The organism is Microcoleus sp. B3-A4, assembly GCF_036705385.1.
In the GTDB taxonomy this organism is placed as follows: Bacteria; Cyanobacteriota; Cyanobacteriia; order Cyanobacteriales; family Microcoleaceae; genus Microcoleus.
The window spans coordinates 116,190-134,028 of the sequence record NZ_JAUBUI010000003.1 but is presented as its reverse complement, the minus strand read 5'-3'; the positions used below and the strand labels follow the sequence as shown (position 1 = coordinate 134,028).

The 17,839-nt window shown below is 44.5% G+C and carries 16 protein-coding genes; 10 read left to right on the top strand and 6 right to left on the bottom strand.

Annotated features, from left to right (window positions below):
- Positions 1-1,092: a hypothetical protein gene (locus QUB33_RS02925; RefSeq protein WP_333346995.1), complete on the bottom strand. Its 1,092-nt coding sequence runs from the start codon at positions 1,090-1,092 to the stop codon at positions 1-3.
- Between the two features lie 263 nt (positions 1,093-1,355).
- Here QUB33_RS02925 and QUB33_RS02920 point away from each other — a divergent pair, with 263 nt between their 5' ends.
- The 3 genes from QUB33_RS02920 to QUB33_RS02910 all read left to right on the top strand — a co-directional run bounded on the left by QUB33_RS02920 (position 1,356) and on the right by QUB33_RS02910 (position 4,966).
- Positions 1,356-2,594 carry an LL-diaminopimelate aminotransferase gene (locus tag QUB33_RS02920; protein WP_333346990.1) on the top strand — a complete coding sequence of 413 codons (1,239 nt, stop codon included), beginning with the start codon at positions 1,356-1,358 and terminating at the stop codon, positions 2,592-2,594.
- 304 nt (positions 2,595-2,898) lie between these two features.
- Positions 2,899-4,035, top strand: a complete 1,137-nt coding sequence (locus QUB33_RS02915) for an AAA family ATPase (RefSeq protein ID WP_333346987.1) — start codon at positions 2,899-2,901, stop codon at positions 4,033-4,035.
- A complete protein-coding gene (locus QUB33_RS02910; protein WP_333346984.1) occupies positions 4,025-4,966 on the top strand; it encodes a hypothetical protein in 942 nt (313 codons plus the stop codon). The genes QUB33_RS02915 and QUB33_RS02910 overlap by 11 nt, the downstream gene beginning before the upstream one ends.
- A gap of 31 nt (positions 4,967-4,997) precedes the next feature.
- Here QUB33_RS02910 and QUB33_RS02905 read toward each other — a convergent pair whose 3' ends face one another.
- Positions 4,998-5,216 (bottom strand): helix-turn-helix transcriptional regulator, encoded by a 219-nt coding sequence (locus QUB33_RS02905; RefSeq protein WP_445299499.1) that lies wholly within the window; start codon positions 5,214-5,216, stop codon positions 4,998-5,000.
- Between the two features lie 265 nt (positions 5,217-5,481).
- Here QUB33_RS02905 and QUB33_RS02900 point away from each other — a divergent pair, with 265 nt between their 5' ends.
- On the top strand, positions 5,482-5,745 hold the full coding sequence (locus tag QUB33_RS02900; protein WP_190731698.1) for a hypothetical protein: 264 nt from the start codon (positions 5,482-5,484) through the stop codon (positions 5,743-5,745).
- A gap of 165 nt (positions 5,746-5,910) precedes the next feature.
- Positions 5,911-6,552 (top strand): Uma2 family endonuclease, encoded by a 642-nt coding sequence (locus QUB33_RS02895; protein WP_333346978.1) that lies wholly within the window; start codon positions 5,911-5,913, stop codon positions 6,550-6,552.
- A 44-nt stretch (positions 6,553-6,596) separates the two neighbouring features.
- On the opposite strand, the gene cofH is transcribed toward QUB33_RS02895, so the two are convergent.
- Entirely contained in the window at positions 6,597-7,742 is a 1,146-nt protein-coding gene (cofH, locus tag QUB33_RS02890; protein WP_333346975.1) for a 7,8-didemethyl-8-hydroxy-5-deazariboflavin synthase subunit CofH, read from the bottom strand.
- 140 nt (positions 7,743-7,882) lie between these two features.
- Between cofH and QUB33_RS02885 the strand changes: the two genes are divergently transcribed.
- The 4 genes from QUB33_RS02885 (at position 7,883) to QUB33_RS02870 (ending at position 14,400) form a co-directional block, all read left to right on the top strand.
- On the top strand, positions 7,883-9,097 hold the full coding sequence (locus QUB33_RS02885) for a glycosyltransferase (RefSeq protein WP_333346971.1): 1,215 nt from the start codon (positions 7,883-7,885) through the stop codon (positions 9,095-9,097).
- A 113-nt stretch (positions 9,098-9,210) separates the two neighbouring features.
- A complete protein-coding gene (locus QUB33_RS02880; protein WP_333346968.1) occupies positions 9,211-10,992 on the top strand; it encodes a glycosyltransferase family 39 protein in 1,782 nt (593 codons plus the stop codon).
- A 274-nt stretch (positions 10,993-11,266) separates the two neighbouring features.
- Positions 11,267-13,264: an NACHT domain-containing protein gene (locus tag QUB33_RS02875; RefSeq protein ID WP_333346964.1), complete on the top strand. Its 1,998-nt coding sequence runs from the start codon at positions 11,267-11,269 to the stop codon at positions 13,262-13,264.
- Positions 13,261-14,400: an SUMF1/EgtB/PvdO family nonheme iron enzyme gene (locus tag QUB33_RS02870; protein WP_333346961.1), complete on the top strand. Its 1,140-nt coding sequence runs from the start codon at positions 13,261-13,263 to the stop codon at positions 14,398-14,400. The genes QUB33_RS02875 and QUB33_RS02870 overlap by 4 nt, the downstream gene beginning before the upstream one ends.
- A gap of 85 nt (positions 14,401-14,485) precedes the next feature.
- On the opposite strand, the gene QUB33_RS02865 is transcribed toward QUB33_RS02870, so the two are convergent.
- Both QUB33_RS02865 and QUB33_RS02860 read right to left on the bottom strand, forming a co-directional pair.
- Positions 14,486-15,091: a DUF3318 domain-containing protein gene (locus tag QUB33_RS02865; protein ID WP_333346958.1), complete on the bottom strand. Its 606-nt coding sequence runs from the start codon at positions 15,089-15,091 to the stop codon at positions 14,486-14,488.
- Positions 15,092-15,352: 261 nt separating this feature from the next.
- The gene (locus tag QUB33_RS02860; protein ID WP_333346953.1) at positions 15,353-16,927 is read right to left on the bottom strand and encodes a nucleoside transporter C-terminal domain-containing protein; all 1,575 of its coding nucleotides are present in this window, start codon (positions 16,925-16,927) and stop codon (positions 15,353-15,355) included.
- 219 nt (positions 16,928-17,146) lie between these two features.
- On the opposite strand from QUB33_RS02860, the gene QUB33_RS02855 reads away from it, so the two are divergent.
- Positions 17,147-17,437 carry a hypothetical protein gene (locus tag QUB33_RS02855; RefSeq protein ID WP_190661770.1) on the top strand — a complete coding sequence of 97 codons (291 nt, stop codon included), beginning with the start codon at positions 17,147-17,149 and terminating at the stop codon, positions 17,435-17,437.
- A 105-nt stretch (positions 17,438-17,542) separates the two neighbouring features.
- On the opposite strand, the gene QUB33_RS02850 is transcribed toward QUB33_RS02855, so the two are convergent.
- Complete coding sequence (locus QUB33_RS02850) at positions 17,543-17,737, bottom strand: hypothetical protein (RefSeq protein ID WP_190661768.1); 195 nt, start codon at positions 17,735-17,737, stop codon at positions 17,543-17,545.
- Positions 17,738-17,839: the final 102 nt, after the last annotated feature.

Below are 17,839 nucleotides of genomic sequence, written 5' to 3'. Positions count from 1 at the left end.
TTAGTTTCTGGCCTTAAAGTCTTTAAAGATAGTTTGAAACGAGTACATCAGTCGGTGGACATCGTTTGTGGCTCTAGGAAAAATGTTGAGTTCCCATTTTTTGCGAGCAGTAGTTAGCAGTTTCGCTATGGGTTGGGAGTAACTGTTAGAAATGAAATAGCTGCCGCCTTCGTAGCGAATATCTGACGCTAAGCCGATAAAAGCACCAGCCATTTCTAGTTTAAGTTCTGAGGTGCTGTGTTCGGATTTTACTGCTAAAATTACCTGCGAGTGGCGGGGTTCGCGGTTGAGCAAGCGGCAGATATTTGCTTCTTTTTGGTACAAAATTAACACGTTGCAGTTGTGCAGAACTCCGGCTCTACCTTGGACTTTTACTCCTAGGTGAACTTCCAGGGCTGGTTTGTCGGGAAATTCCACAACAGCATGAGTGTATGGATGTGCACTTCCGTGGATTTTTCCCGCCGTTTTTCTAAATGTTAAATATTTCGGTGTTTCGTCGTCTAAAACATTGTTGTAATAAATAGTACCGCCTTCATTAGCAACTGCTTTTAGCAAGATGGTGAAGAGGTAAGTGTCAAAAATTCTGGATTGTTCTGCCGCTGTGTTAAATTCGGGATCGATCGAGCTTTTTAATTTGCTTTTAATTTCGGAATTGATGGCGTAGTTGCTGGGCCCGGAGGGCAGTTTTTCTAGCAAGTGCTTGAGGGCGATCGCCTGTTTGTGGCGGGGGGCTGTGACGCTGGAAGTAAACTCGATTGTTTTGGCAGATTCTGCACCTGAATTGGCAAATGTAATTTTTGTGCCGAGGGGAGAGGTTTCTGATTCTACTTTCAAGAAATAAGCAATTTCGTCTTCCATTTCGGAAGTGTTCACAGTCGCTTGCTCGACAGCATCAATTAATAGCAAAAGTTGTTCTTTTGCGGTATAATCTTCTATCTTGAGCAGAGGTGTTTTTCTTTTGAGCGATCGCTCTTCTATTACTTTGCCTATCTCTACAGTATCGGCTACTTGTTGAACTACCCAACCTAAATTAAACTCATTCAGAATTGCCGCCAGTTCCTGATAGAGTTTGGCGTACTCGATCTCGTCCATAATTGTTTCTGCGCTGCACACTATTTTGATTATACAAGCAGATTTGATTTTTTGGTCAATGGCTGTTGAGCAAGTACGCAGATTGCCTGTAATGGCGGATTGGCGGAGTGTTCGAGTGTTCGAGTGGGGAAAATCTTTGTCTTGGCCCAACATCCATCGGTTACATCCGTTAAATACCGTACACTGCTGGTTGCCGAACTTGCTGCTGCCTGAGAGAGACAATTGGGAGTAAGCTATTTTACGACATTTGTAGCGATCGAACTATGGCAACTATCAACGACAACTACCTCAAACTCAAAGCTGGCTACCTGTTTCCCGAGATTGGGCGCAGGGTGAAAGCCTTTGCAGAGGCGAATCCCGAAGCGCCTATCATTCGGCTGGGGATTGGCGACGTGACTGAACCACTACCGGAAGCTTGTCGCCAAGCGATGGTGAAGGCGGTGGAAGACATGGGCTCGCGGGATAGCTTTAAAGGATACGGCCCGGAACAAGGTTATGAGTGGCTGCGGGAGAAAATTGCCGAGCACGATTTCAAGTCGCGGGGATGCGATGTTGATGCTTCGGAAATCTTTATTTCGGATGGTTCTAAGTGCGATTGTGGCAATATTCTCGATATCTTTGGCAACAATAACACGATCGCAGTTACCGATCCTGTTTATCCGGTGTATGTAGACACTAACGTGATGGCTGGACACACGGGAGATGTGAACGAAAATGGCGAATACGGCGGCTTAGTTTACTTGCCAATTACAGCGGAAAACAATTTTACTGCGGAAATTCCCACAGACAAAAAAGTCGATTTAATTTACTTGTGTTTTCCGAATAACCCGACGGGGGCAACTGCAACTAAGGAACACTTGCAAGCTTGGGTAAATTATGCTAAAGCTAACGGTTCGATTATTTTCTTCGATGCGGCTTACGAAGCGTATATTACCGATCCGAGTTTACCGCATTCTATCTACGAAATTGAAGGGGCGCGGGATTGTGCGATCGAATTTCGTTCTTTTTCCAAAAATGCTGGTTTTACGGGTACTCGCTGTGCGCTAACAGTTGTACCGAAGACTTTGACTGGAAAAGCAGCAGATGGTTCCGATGTCGAAATTTGGAAGCTGTGGAACCGCCGCCAATCTACTAAGTTTAACGGTGTTTCTTACATCGTGCAGCGCGGTGCTGAGGCGGTTTATTCTGAGGCAGGCAAGGCACAAATTCAGGCTTTAGTCAATTTTTACATGGAAAATGCTGCGATTATTCGCGAGAAATTGACAGCGGCGGGAATCCAGGTTTTTGGTGGCGAAAATGCGCCTTATGTGTGGGTAAAAACGCCTCACGGTTTGTCGAGTTGGGATTTCTTTCAGAAGTTGCTGGAAACTTGCAATGTGGTGGGAACTCCGGGTTCTGGTTTTGGTGCGGCGGGTGAGAGTTATTTCCGCATTTCGGCGTTTAATAGTCGGGAGAATGTGGAAGAAGCGATGAGACGGATTGTGGAGAAGTTTAAGGTTTAATCTCATCTCTTGCTTAAACGGAAAGCCGGCCAGCCCGCCAGGGAATGAATTCCCTGGCTAATAGCTAAAGTCCTCTGAAGAGGACTAATGAGTTCTTCAGTCCTCTTCAGAGGACTTTAGCTTTGAGACAGGGGTTTCAACCCCTGGCGGACTGCCGGAATCAGCGAAAAAGCATTAATTTAATATGTTGTGGTACAGGCCGGAAAGCCTGTTCATGAAAATAGTAAAAGATGTGAGTTATAATCTAAAATGATTGTGGCTCAGGGTTTAAATAAAAAATGCAACCCAACACCAGGAGTTTATTATGCACTTGCTACGAGTTCAAGTTCCTGATTTTCGCGGTTTAAAGGACATTGACATCACTTTTGAAAAGGATTTTGTTCCTAAGATTTTTCCCCTGGGTAGTCAAAATGGTGGCGGTAAAAGTACGCTGTTGCAGTTGATTTTTGTATTGTTACACTGTTCGGTTGATGACGCTAAAAAACCGTTTTTACAAAATCTGCTTCAGGGCTTTAAAGTTGCTGATGGGGAAGAAAAAAGAGTCTTAGCCCTCATTGACATTTTGGAGGGAGAAAAAATAGTTAAACTTGAATTCTATTGTGGGAAATATTCTGTTATTGAAGATTTTTTATTGGAAGAGATACAACCAGAAAACTTGATACATATATGTAGTTATTCAAGCGCTAAACAATCTAATAATAATCAAGAACCAAATACAGAGTTACTATGTTGTTTTAATATTCTAAAAAAGGATGAAGCAAAATTATTTTTAGACAAACTGTCGCATAAAATTTTTCTAGCAGCTCCATCAACCCAAGTTTTTCTATTTCTTCCGCTGGCTTCTAGAAAACTATTATTTAGCAACTCAAGTAAGGAAGATAAGAATTATTACGCGATCCTCGAATCTGCAAGATCTAAATTAAATGGCTTGTTTACCTATGACTTCCTTGCTGTAAAGCTACTTATTAAATCATTTAAAGATGCTCGCGATCGCGACTTCAGAGAAGCGATTAAAACAGGTAACTACGGGAAGAGCTATCAAACTCTAATTAGTGATTTAAATTTGATGTTATCAAATAAAAGGATAAATTTAAATGAAGATTTTTCGGGAGTCAACTTTCAATTGTATAAGAATGGTGAAACTATAGAACTATATCCAGAAGATTTAAGTCACGGCGAACTAAAAAGACTTAGCATTTATATATGGCTCAAGTCCCGCAACATAAAAAATGCTATTGTGTTGATGGATGAAGTTGAAATTGCTTTTCATCCAGATTGGCAATATCAAATTATATCAGACCTCAAAGAGTGGGTTCCCAGCAATCAATATATTCTGGCAACTCACTCCTACGCATTGTGTGAAGCTCTGACACCCGCTCATGTTAAAGAAATAGAGCCAAAACTGATTAAACAAGAATATAATATTACAAATGAGTCTTAATCCAGAACAGCTAAAAAAACATTGTGAGGCAATTCTTCAATCTCGCCGAATTAAAAACAAAATTGTGGTATTGTGCGAAGGTGATATTCGGGAGACGCAGGGTAGAGAGTCACCTCAAGCTTATAAAGCAATGGAGCAAATGCCAGATGCAAACTTTTATAAGGCTTGCGTTCCGACATGGTGGAGACAGAAGTTACCGGAATTTTTCAACTGTGGCGATCGCAAAGATGTATTAGACACCTACTTTACTCTTTTAACATTACATAAACAGGATAGTGCTAACTCATATTTAGATCCCGATCGACTTTTTGCAATGATAGATTTAGATTTGCAACTCCAAACGATCGACAATTATATTTTTACAGACACAGAAGCAATTTTTCGGAATCTTTACGAAAAATCGGAGGTGAAAGAGCAAAACGCAGCACAGCACCGGATCTGGATTACAGGTTTGATTCATAAAGAAGCATATTTTCTGACACCTGAACTTCAACCAATATTTGACAATTGTTGTAACGAGCCGATTTATCAGGGAAATCCTGCGGTACTCGCAAATATTTATCTGGATATGGCTGAGGCAATTTGTACTGACTTGGATTTACAGAATAACCTACAGAGAGCCTTCGAGCGCATTAGTTACTATTCGGGATTGAATTGTACTGAAGTTCAAGCATTTCAGGCTTCGTGGAAAGAGCGGTTTCAAAATGCTGTAGATGAAACGCATAGGAATCAGTCGATCGCAGTTTTGCTGACAATTAAAAAAGCTAAGGATTATTGGCATCAAATTAAGCCATCCGGTGACTTTAGCCGGGAAGATTGGGTATTTAGAGAGCAACTCTCGTTAGAAATTGGGAGATTTTATTCAGAGCAAAGTAGCGATGTTAAGTCTCATATTCCTTTTTTTTTCAAAACATTGTATGAGTTCGTTTAAATAAAACGCCTCAATTATAATATTCCATTTTCTATTTATCAGCATCGCTAGGAAAACCAAATTGATCTGGTAATTCAGCAGAGGTAATTTGCAGAATCTCTAGCAACTTCTTGTATTGAACAGGCGTTAGCTTCGGTACCGATCGCCCGGATTCCCAGTTGCTTACCGTCATTTCCGTAACTCCAAGTGCTTTTCCTAGCTGTTTTTGAGTCATAAACCGCTTAACTCGGAGTCTCTTTAGTGGCGCGATCGCTCGAATTTTTTAAACATTTCCATAAGCTAATTGACCCTGACCGTAAATTGATTTACGCTTACCCTAAATTGATTTACGCTTACCCTAAATTGATTTACGCTTACCCTAAATTGATTTGCTCTAGGCAAATACAGAAACCTCAGATAGTATTGTTTTAACAAATTGTGCTTTACGGGAATAGCGGTCTTTTTTTTAATTAGAAATTGTACGCGGTTTTACCGTTACAAAGCATCAAACCTATCCAAAATTATTAGTCAAAGCTATGTTGCAAGATTCATCATCGAACCAAACATCGCCCAATGTTTTAACCAACCAAACCTTTGAGGCAGATCGCGAAGCAGTCCGTCACGTGATCATCGGTTCGCCGCTGGGGGTACGGCGAACTATCCACCAACTGCACGCATTGCGCTACGAGGAAGCTGTTCGTTGGACTCATCCGATCGCCATTCCCGACAATCGCATCATTATTACACCGGATCAGGGAGAAATCATGAGTTTGTTAGTCAAATTAATCCGGTTGCAATGAAGTCTAAATGTGCGATCGCTCTTTCTAGAATTGAGTCAAAAGTGCGATCGCGAATCTCTTCTCGTTGCCCGTGCTAAACTCAACAGATATATCCAAAAACTCTTGTGGGGTAGGCATCCTGCCTGCCCTTGGCACAAACTTAACAACTAGCTCGCAATTCAGCTTATGATTGTTATCACCCCCGTGCTCAAACCTGTTAGTCAGATCGAGCTTACTCCCGGTAGTGTCATAACTATTCCCAATATAACTTGGCTGGAATTCGAGTCGATTTTGCAGGAATTAGGGGAAAAACGAAGAACTAGAATTGCCTACAGCAACAGTACCTTAGAAATTATGGTTCCCTTACTAGATCGGGAAATTCCGAAAGATTTAATTTCCGATATGGTAAAAAAATTACTCAAGTCAGCGGGCAGAAGATATGAACCCTTTGGTTCTACTACTTTCAAGCGGGAAGGTGCAGCAGGAGTTGAACCTGATGCTTGTTTTTATATTCTAAATTATCAGCGGATGATTGGCCGCCGCCGACTTTTATCGGACGATCCGCCGCCCGATTTAGCAATTGAGACGGACGTTACTTCTAAAACTAAGATCGATGCCTATAAAATTATTGGAGTTCCAGAAGTATGGGTTTATGACAGCGGCAGACTTCGCATTTATTTGCTGCAAGATGGAGAGTATGTAGAATCCGATATGAGTCCGAATTTTCCAGAAATCGCGATCGCCCAACTGATTCCGGCTACAGTGGAACGTGCTTTGCAGGTAGGAAGTTGCCAAGCGCTAGAAGAATTTGAAAGTGCGATCGGCTAAACTCGTAGGACACGTTACGCACTTCGCACTTCGCATCCCAAAAATCACACATTTACTGCCAAATTGTCAACCCCTAAAGGTCGATAAATTGTATCTCTTTGTTGATAATCCCGCCCCAAAGAACTAATCGCATTTTGCAAATCTTCGACAGATTGACAACTGCCGCCAACCGCACCGGCCATCGTTGTAATGTGCTCTTCCATCAATGTACCGCCGATGTCGTTGCAGCCCCATTTCAGCGCTTCTATAGCTCCATCTAAACCTAATTTCACCCAACTCGGCTGGTGATTGGAAATCAAATTTCCCAAGAAGATTCTCGATACAGCGGTGAGTAACAATGTATCTGCTAAAACTGGTTGGTCGCGGCCGACTCGACTCCGCAAAGGAGCAGGTGCTTCCTGTCCGACAAATGGTAGTAAAATAAATTCTGTGATGCGTGCCCGATAGTTTTGGTCGATCGCAGTTTGTTGGAGCGATCGCACTTTTTCTAAATGCAAAACCTGCTGTTGGGCCGTCTCAATATGCCCGCAAAGCATCGTACTCGTTGTCGGCAAACCCAGACGGTGAGCCGTTCCCACAATTTCCAGCCAAGTTGCCGAATTTAGTTTTTCCGGGCAAATTACCCGTCGCACAGAATCGTCGAGAACTTCCGCCGCGGTTCCCGGCATCGAATCCACTCCCGCATCCTGCAAAGCCGAAATTACATAGCTGAAACTAAGATTATCTCCTCTGGCAATAAATTCTATTTCTTGCGGCGAAAAAGCGTGCAAGTGCAAGTGAGGAAACTTATCCTTAATAGTTTTCACCAATTGCAGATAATAAGGTAAAAATGCGCCGTTGAGCTTAGCTTGAAGATTTAAGCCCCCCTGCATACAAATTTCCGTTGCACCCCGCTGCACTGCATCAGTTGCCTTTTCCTGAATTTGAGCTGCATCTAACCAAAAAGCGCCCTCATCTCCCTCGTCGCGGCGGAATGCACAAAAACTGCAATGCTGCTCGCAAATGTTAGTAAAGTTAATATTCCGATTGATAACGTAGGTGACAGTATCCCCTGATTGTTGGCGGCGGAGCAAGTCAGCGGTTGTTTGAATAGAAGCTCGCGCGTCTGGATATCTTTGCTGCAAAAGTACCAAGGCTTCTGCAGCAGAGATGTTATAACCTTGTAAAGCTCGATCGAGAATTGCATCCACAGTTTTCTTTTTAACTCAATTACAGAATTACTAACTAGAATTAAGACATTTTTATATCTTAACTAATCAATTATGGAGGAACGATATTTTACAATCTCAAGTGCTAGCAAAATATTCTTGACTTTCTGAACACTGAAATTATGGGCAGCTACCAACCAAATCAGGTCTTGCCAGTGCCGTCGGGGTCTTTGCAGATTCCTGCTATACAGACTTTCGGTTCAACTTTTGTACACGCACGCACACCGCCAATTTATTTTTCCCTGGTAATTCCCACCTACAACGAGCGCACGAATATCCAGAGTATTGTGGAAAAATTGAGCCAATTGCTCGATGGTATCCTTCCCGGCAACTACGAATTAATTGTAGTCGATGACGACAGCCCCGATCGCACCTGGGAAGTCGCCCTGTCCCTGACACCGGAATATCCGCAATTGCGGGTGATGCGCCGGGAAGACGAGCGGGGACTTTCCACAGCGGTAATTCGCGGGTGGCAGGCCGCTCGGGGCGAGGTTTTGGGCGTCATCGATGCCGACTTGCAGCATCCCCCGGAGACGCTGTTGCAGCTTTTAGCAGAAATTCAGCGGGGAGCCGATTTGGCCGCTGCGAGCCGCCACGTTGGCGAGGGTGGCGTGAGCGACTGGAGCCTTGTCAGGCGATTTTTATCACGGGGCGCTCAAACCGTGGGGTTAGTGATCCTGCCGGGAGTGGTGGGCAGAGTTTCCGATCCGATGAGCGGGTATTTTATGGTGCGTCGCAGTTGCATAGCGGGCAAAACCATGAATCCTGCTGGTTACAAAATATTGATTGAAGTGCTCGGCAGAGGCGATATCCGCTGGATTGGAGAAGTTGGTTACGTGTTTCAGGAGCGGCAAGAAGGTGATAGCAAAGTTACTTGGAAACAGTATATTGAGTATTTGCAACATTTGCTGAGGTTGCGGTTTGCCCGGTGGCCGATGGGTAAGTTTCTGCGGTTTGGCATCGTGGGTTTCAGCGGCGTGTTTGTGAATATGGGGGTTTTGTATGTCCTGTTCGATATCCTCGGTTTGGGGCTGACTCGCAGTCTGATCGTTGCTGGTGAATTGGCAATTATCAGTAACTTTTTGTGGAATGATTTGTGGACTTTTGGGGATATTTCTAAGCGGCAGCCCGGATCGCGCCAGCGATTGAAACGCCTGTTGAAATTTAATACGATTTGCTTGATGGGTTTGATTTTGAATGTGCTGCTGGTTAATTTGATGTTTAATATTTTGGGAATGAATAAATATTTGGCTAACTTAATTGCGATCGCGACTGTGACTCTGTGGAATTTCTGGATCAATATGAAGCTGAGTTGGCGGGTGACGGACGTGAAGTAGGTAATGCGTAATTGGTAATTGGTAATTGGTGATTGGTAATTAATAAAATGAGTGATGGCTAATGACTAATGACTAATGGATCTTCTTCGCTAGGCCTTTAAATTACTGAATTAATGATTAAGAATAAACAACTGTTATTGCTATTTCTGTGGACGGCGATCGCTTTTATTTTGCGCTTTGCCAATTTGGACTCGAAACCGCTGTGGACGGATGAGTTTTCCACTCTAGTGTTTAGTTTGGGCAACAGTTTTCGCGGTGTACCTATCGATCGCGCGATCGACCTTTCTACATTATTAGAACCGCTACAATTGGGTTCCGGTGCTGGCATTGCAGATGTCCTAAACCATTTGCTGCTAGAAAGCAATCATCCACCAGTGTATTTTATGCTCGCCCACTGGTGGATGCGACTGTTTGGGCCGACCGAGGATAGTTTAGTTTGGATTGGGCGAGCTCTTCCTGCATTATTGGGCGTGATTTCAGTTCCAGCTATTTACTTTTTGGGCAAATTTGCTTTTAGTTCTCGTTTAGTCGGTCAATGTGCGGCCGCGATGATGGCAGTTTCTCCCTACGGCATTTATCTGGCTCAAGAAGCTCGCCATTATACTTTAGGAATCTTATTAGTTATTGCCTCTCTTTTTTGCCTCGCATTAGCTGCAAAAAAGCTACAACAGCGCGCTCCCCTGCCTATTTGGGCGGTGCTGCTTTGGGTAGTTGTTAACTGTTTGGGAATTGCTGCTCACTACTTTTTTGCACTGACTTTGTGTGCGGAAGCAATAGCATTAATTGCTGTAATTTGGCAGCAGTTTAATGGAAAGTTGCCAATTGACAACAGCCAGCAGCCTAATATTTGGCAATTTCAAATCCTCTGGCGGCTTTTCGCAGTAGCGATCGGCACTTTAGCAGGCGGTTTAGTTTGGCTGCCGGTATTTTTGTCAAATAAATACGGCAGCGAACTAACTAATTGGATTGTCAGTGGCGATCGCACATTCTTAGATTGGATCGCGCCGATTTTTCAAGCTTTAGCTGGATGGATCACAGTCATGTCTCTGCTGCCGGTGGAATCGCCAAATTTGGCAGTAGTAGTTGCATCGGCGATCGCCATGACAATATTTTTTATATTGGTGCTTCCCATCTTGTTTAGCGCTCTTAAAAATTCCTTAACAACGCCAGATACTCGTTTAGGTACTGTTATTTTCGGCGGATTTGTGCTAGGAGCAATTTTCCTATTTTTCAGCTTTGCATATATTCTAGGGATTGACCTAACTCGCGGCGCACGATACAATTTCGTCTACTTTCCGGGGGTGATATTGCTTTTAGGAGCAATCTTGGCGGTTATTTCTAACACACCTACAGCAAAAAGTCAATGGTTTAATTTACGGGCGATCGAAGTTCCGGGCAAAAAAGCAGTGGTGCTAATTTTAGCAATGGGTTTTTTTAGCGGTGTCACAGTAAATTCCAATCTCGGCTATCGCAAATATTACAAACCAGACCTTTTAATTCCGATTATCAGCCAAGTATCGAAAGTTCCCGTGTTAATTGCCACTACTCAAAAGACTCATGTAGAAATAGGAGAGTTGATGGGGATAGGGTGGGAATGGGAAAGAAGTTCGACCACGGATTTTGTAGCGGATGTAACGGATGTTAGGAAGAAAGAAGAAGTTAAAGCCTTTGATTCTCCGCTGTTTCTTTTGGCTAATCAGAGAAGGGATGCGCCGGAAATTGCTGCAGGAACACTTGACAAAACACTCAGTCAATTAGAACGTCCGCTTGATTTGTGGTTGGTTAATTTTCGCGCACCTGTCAATCTAGAAGCACAAAAATGTCAGGTTGAATCGCGCGATTTGCCTGCGGTGGATGGGTATGAATATCAAGTTTATCATTGTTCTAGCTCATAGGTAAGTTTTAGGGGATGGATGGGCCGATCGCACTTTCGATTGAAATCAGTGCATTAACGAAGCTTCCTGATAATCACCGATCAGATGCGTAAAATGGGAAACAACAGGCTTTTAAATGCGATCGCGTATGTCCAGATTTATACAAAATTGGCTGATACCATTGCTATTGATACTCAGTAATGGTTTCTTGGGTTGGCTGATCAACCAACTGCCCGGTAAACAGGACTTAAAAATTGAAGACCCTATAATAATCTTACTGACAGTAGGGTGTCTATTGGCACTTTTTATCCTCGGTGCTATATCCAGTCAGTCTCAGCCGAGTGCACCGCCTGCAAATCAAAATTGGCTTGTTGGTTTTTTACCCCTGCTGGGAGGTGGCATCCTTTTCGGACTCTTGAAGGGGAACCAGGTAGCCGCCGAATTCAACTCAGCAGTTTTTTATACATCTCTCATTCTCTTTGGTTTGGGGGCTGTGCTCCCGCCTGTACTGTTTTTACCGAGACAATGGCAGAACAGGTTGGTATGGTTGCCGCCCGGTTTGGGACTGGCGGTAATGTTGTATTTCATACAGAGGCGCGAATGGACAGCAGCGTTTTTGGCTTTGGTTGTGACTGTAATTTTGATGTTGTTTATCCAGGCAATCAAGTTTCTCATCCCAGTTACTAACCAACTTGCACCGAATTTTAGGGGAAAGAGACAGCAACTTGCACATAGTTTTGCAAACTGGATTTGGAATAAAATTGAAGATTCAACCTCACCTTTTCAGCGGCAATATTACCAGGGTTTGACTTATATATGTCGGGACTATCAAACACAGGGATTGGATAGAGACCGAACCCTGAAGTTGCAAAAGGTATTTGTGCCACTCAAAATTGCTGCAACAGAGGCAGCGAATATAAGGCCCGAAATGGTTCAGCCACTCAAGGATGAAAGAAATAACTCAAATGAAATACAAATTTGGAATTTTTTAGCAGAAATAGATAAGCATCCGGCATTTCGGCGCATGGCAGTTTTGGGCGCACCCGGTTGCGGGAAAACTACCCTTTTGAGATATTTAACGCAGAGTTATGCCACAAAGCAACAGCGGAAAGCGCATCCGAAAGCGCCGAAACTGATTCCGATATTGTTGTATCTCGGAGATGTGCGTCAGGAAATTGTGAATAATAATCAACTCACTCTGGCAGAGTTAATTACTCAGCAGGTACAGCAGCAGCAGCAAAAATATCAACTGGAGAATCCACCGCCTAAGTGGTTTGCCGAAAAAATACGTCAAAACCAATGTTTGGTAATGTTAGATGGATTGGATGAAGTGGCAGATGAAACCCAGCGCCAGCAAGTAAGTCGTTGGGTAGACGAACAGATGCAGACCTACCCGGATACGGCTTTTATCTTAACCTCTCGACCTTTTGGCTATAAAACTGCGCGGTTGCAACAATATGTGACTGTCTTAGAAGTGCAACCATTTAGCCTGAAACAGATGCAACTGTTTATTCATAGCTGGTATTTGGAAACAGAGGTGATAAGTCACGCTGGACAAGATGATGCGGGAGTGCAGGCAGACGCTAAACAACAAGCAGATGATTTAATTGAGCGGATTAAAAATAGCAAACCTCTGGCGGACATGGCGGTGAATCCTTTGCTGCTAACAATGATTGCCACAGTTCACCGTCGCGGTAGTGCCTTGCCAGGAAAACGGGTAGAACTTTACAAAGAAATTTGCCAGGTTTTACTAGAAAGGCGACAAAGAGCTAAAAATATTGCGGATGCGCTAACAGCGACGCAAAAGCAATCTGTTCTGCAAGTGCTGGCATTTGAATTAATGCAGCAGAAAACTCGTGAGTTCAACCTATCCGATGGAATTGATTGGATTACAGACAAATTGGCAGATGTAGCAGGCAGTGGGGCGAATCCAGAGGAATTTATTCAGCAAGTTCGGGATGTGAGTGGGTTGTTAGTGGAAAAAGAAGTAGGCGTTTATGAATTTGCTCACTTGAGTTTCCAGGAATATTTAGCAGCGGTTCAGATTAAGGAATCGAACCAAGAGAATTTGTTAATCGGAAATATTAACCAATCATGGTGGGCGGAAACTATCCGCCTTTATGCAGCGCAGAGTAATGCTAGCAATCTGATTCGTGCAGTCTTGATGATGCCATCTCCATCGGTTGAGGTAGTGGCACTCGCCTATGATTGTTTGGACGAGGGGTTGAGTGTAAATCCAGACGTTCGGCAACAACTGGAGCAAAGGTTAAACGCAGATTTGGAAAGTCGATGACAGAAAGATTCACCTTAGCAGCTAATGTTTTGTTATCCAGGCGTCTGCAAAATCTACTGCAGATTGATGAGAATGTCGAAATTGACAGGAGTTACATCACCTGCGCCGAATATCAGCTTTTTATTGATGAAAAGCTGAAAGCGGGTGAACATCGCCAACCTGGCTATTGGACAAGTTACAGATTTCCGCCAGGAGATGCTCAAAAACCCATTACTGGAGTAAGGTCGATCGATGCAAAGGAGTTTTGTGAATGGTTAACTCAGCAGCAATCTGTATTGGGATTTAAGTACAGACTGCCCACTTTAGCTGAAGTAGAGGAGTATCCAGTGACAGAAAAACAAGTAGGATGCTGGTGTTTTGATGGAGAACAGCGAATCCTTGCAGGAATAGAAACTGGACAGCAGCAAACTTGGGAACAGAAATTAGCTGAGGTTTTGGTTCTCAACCGCGACCTCAACCTCGACCTCAACAGCGACCTCAACCTCGACGACGGCGACCTCAACCTCGACGACGGCGACCTCTACCGCGACCTCTACCGCGACCTCTACCGCAACCTCTACCGCGACCTCAACCTCGACGACGGCGACCTCTACCGCGACCTCTACCTCGACCTCTACCGCGACCTCTACCGCGACCTCAACCTCGACCTCAACCGCGTCCTCAACCGCGACCTCAACCGTGACCTCTACCGCGTCCTCAACCGCGTCTTCTACGGCGACCTCTACCTCGACCTCTACCGCGTCCTCAACCGCGTCGTCAACCTCGACCTCTACCGCGTCGTCAACCGCGTCGTCAAGCGCGACCTCCGCGACCTCAATCGCGTCCTCGAAGGTCAATTTAAAGCAATTGAAGCAGGCAAAGCTAGTGATTTCCTACTTTTATACTTCTCTCTGCTTCCTGTTATTGTTATCTATCATTTCTTGTCAGCAGCTTATGAGGCAATACCCAAAAATAAAACGGCGCTCAATACAATTAATTTAAGCCGTCAAGAAAGTGAAGCTATTAGCCGTAAGTATCTACAGAAGCTCAATGAAATATACCCACTTTATGTTTACTTGGTATTACTAGATGAGCGACAAGCGGGTCGGATACCAGCATGGGAGAGTATTCGGATTGTCAGGGAAAGAGTTGAGTAGCAGATATAGCGCCTGGATAGTAGGGACACAACACTGTTGTGTCCTTTGGCTGCCGGACACAGGATTGTTTGTGAAATAGTATTTTCTAATCTTGCCTGACACTATCGGGTACGCCCACGGCCGAAATACCCGATATCGCCCTTAAATTTTGACACCGAATCAACTCATTAAAATCCAAACTGCGCCCTTCAATTTGCGCCACAGCATCGATCGCCCCCAGCAAATGTCCGGCCGCTTCGGCTTCGTTGTAACCGCGCCTTCCCGCTACTCTAATCGCTCCTTCGTCAGCATCTAACTCTACTTGGGAACTGCGGTTGTCGCGCCAAATTCGAGTCATGGCGAGTCCCGTCAAACCGCCCGCGATCGCAGTGCCGATCGCATCTCCCTGCAACAATTCTACAACAGTCCCCACAATTCCCGCCAGAGCGGCACCTTGATAAATATCCGGTTTAAACCACTTAAAACTGCACAGAAAACTTACATTCCGCAATAGCAGTAAATCCCGCTGCGGCTTAGATAGCAGGCGCCACAAATCAAAATTAATATAAATCGGGCGAGATTGATTCCAAGGAAAAGGAAAATCGCAGTCAATTACCGTTGATTGTTGTGGCTTATTAATAATTTTACACGTCATGCGGCCGGAAGCGGGCATCACATCTAACAGGCGGCGAATTTCTGGATCGGGATTCATAAATTTTGGGGTAATTAGTAACTGGTAATTGCATCTAGATAAAAAACAATAATATTGGTCAGGGCCTTGTAGCGGCTGGTTTTACCGAAAATAATTGTCTAAAACCTACAATCTCGTAAACCCACCCCCACCCAAGAGCTGATGCGATCGAAATCAAAGTTGATGTAGGTTATTGGTTCTGTGGGGGCGGGTTTCTGTAGATTTTTGACGCTAGTTAAATATTGTTCGTAAAACCCGCCCCTACAAGTCCGTAGAAGATAATTAAGGGTTTTTCTTGGATGCGGGAGAGGGAGATTCTTGATCTCTGGGAGAAGCTTTTTGGGTATTAGCCGAAGGCTTCGGACTGACAATCGCTGGGGCAACTGACGGCTTTGAATTAGCGGTTGGGGATGGCAGTGGTTTTGGAGAATCAGGGGCTGTTAGCGGGGCAGCAGGGGCTGTTTTAGCGCCTAAAATGCTGGCGTCTCCGGTGTCGAAGGTGCCCGCGATGCAAGCGATCATCATTGTCGCTAAAGTGCCGACAAATAATGCTTTCCAACCGAGTTCGGAAATGTCTTTGCGGCGGGATGGAATTAGGGCGATCGTACCGCCGACAAATATGCCGACGGAGGCTAAGTGGGCAAAGCCGGAAAGGGCGTAACTGACAATTAAAACTGTACGATCGCTCACCAGTTTGTTTGCCGATGCTTCTGCTAGAGTTTGATAGGGAGGAATCGCCGTTTCTAACAACCTGCGACCGATAATTACTGACGCTTGCCAAGAGTCCTCTAATGGAACTCCTGTTAATAGCGTCAGGGGATAAAATAAGACTCCCATAATGTTGGCTAAGGTGACAACTTTGAACAAGTCACCAATTGGGCCGGGCAAAATTGCCAGCCAACCAAAGAATTGATTGATTAAGGAAACTAAGCCCAAGATTAAAATCAAAACAGCGGCGATCGCCACAGCCATTTTTACACCGTCCAATGCACCAATAATCGCTGCATCGAGAGGGCTAACTCGCTCGATGGGTTCTCCCCCAACAGTCTCTTGTTTGAATTCTTCGCGCTCCGTGTCCGAAATTTCTTCGCCCACAAATTCGCGGCCTTGAGGCTTCGGTTCTTCCTTGGGAATGCCACCCATTGTCAGGGGCACGCCTGTTTCTGGTACTAAGATTTTCGACAGAACAAAACAAGCGGGAATGGCGATAATTGAGGCTGAAACTAAATGCCCTAAAATATTGGGAAAAACTGGCTTTAGAAAACTAACGTAAATTGCTAAAGTTGAAGAAGCGGCCGTCCCAAAACAGCAAGAGAGGATGGCACAAAGTTCCGAACGAGTCATTTTCGGCAAATAAGGCTTGACGACAATTGCTGCTTCAATTCCTACGAAGATATTAGCAGCGCCGCTGAGGGCTTCTGCGCCGCTCAACCGCATTGTCATATAAAAGATTTTGGCAAAAAGTTCGGTGATAATTTGAATCACGCCGATGTTGTATAGCAAGGCCATGAGGCCAGAAAAAAAGATGACTGTCGGTAAAGCTCTAAAGGCAAAAATATATCCTAAATTAACTGCCGGAGTTTTACCAGGTATCGGTACAACATTGCTCCCGAATACAAATCTCGCTCCAGCGTCAGCAGCGGTGAATACTCCATCCAGTAAGCCAGTAAACCACTCTAGGGCGATGCGAGTTGGGGGGAACAGGAATACTAAAAATCCTAAGACTAATTGCAGTCCAATGCCCCAGATGATGACGCGCCAGGGAATATACTTGGACTGTCGGTTTTCTGAAAAAATCCAGGCGATCGCACACAGGCCAAAGATGCCCAGAAACGAGATAAGATTGTAGATAGACATGAGCCTAGTCCTTGAAATATTTGAGAATGCCGATCGGCGGTTTGCACCACATCAGTTATACTATTCATCGGACGGCAAATGCTAAAAAAATAACGGGCAGATGAATTACGCACTCAACAGCGTACTGATGTCATTGCTTAGGTCATTCCGAACTCTGCGGATCTTTAGCAAGCCTTGATTTGCCGTAATTACCAGCAGTTTAGATAGAAACTCTAACACATGGAAGCTTTTGCTCCACATCCTCCTGAATGGACTGCGACGGCGGTTCACGCTAATGAGTTTTGCTGTCCCAAGTGCGGCGCTAGCTGCACGGATGCCGCTGAGGTCTGGATTAATCGCCGATCGCCAGTATACACCGAGTTCAACCGCCGCAAGTGGCAAGAATTTTATCGCTGCCAGTGCGATGGCGTGTGGTGGGCCTGGAGTAACGATAGGCCTCCTTCTGAACTTGTGCGTCGCGATCAGAGTTCGGATGACAGCCCGGATGACGGCCCGGATGATGATTTTTAGAACGGTGACAGAATTTTCGATTTTTGATTTTCGATTTTATTTAAAATTAGGCTAAGGTGCGCCTCGGCGCACCCTACATTTAGATATGTTAGCGCCAGTTATCAACTAATTCATCACGTCAAGTATTCCCTTGACTACGCCTTCCATCACTTTTTCAATTAAGCTCAATTCATTTTCGCCGATCGACTCATTTAAGAGCATTGACTGAATTCGCTGTCTGTCATCCCGAGTCAGTTCGCCTGACGAAAATATCCGCTCTACTATTTGTTCAGTTAGAAATGGGAAAGCTGGGGTTTGCATGGTTGGTCTCTAAAAGCATCAATATTTTGTTTTTAACTTTATTAGAGGAGCCAGTTATGGTGTGGGTTTTTGCTGTCCCACCAAATCAGTGCTCCAATCCTA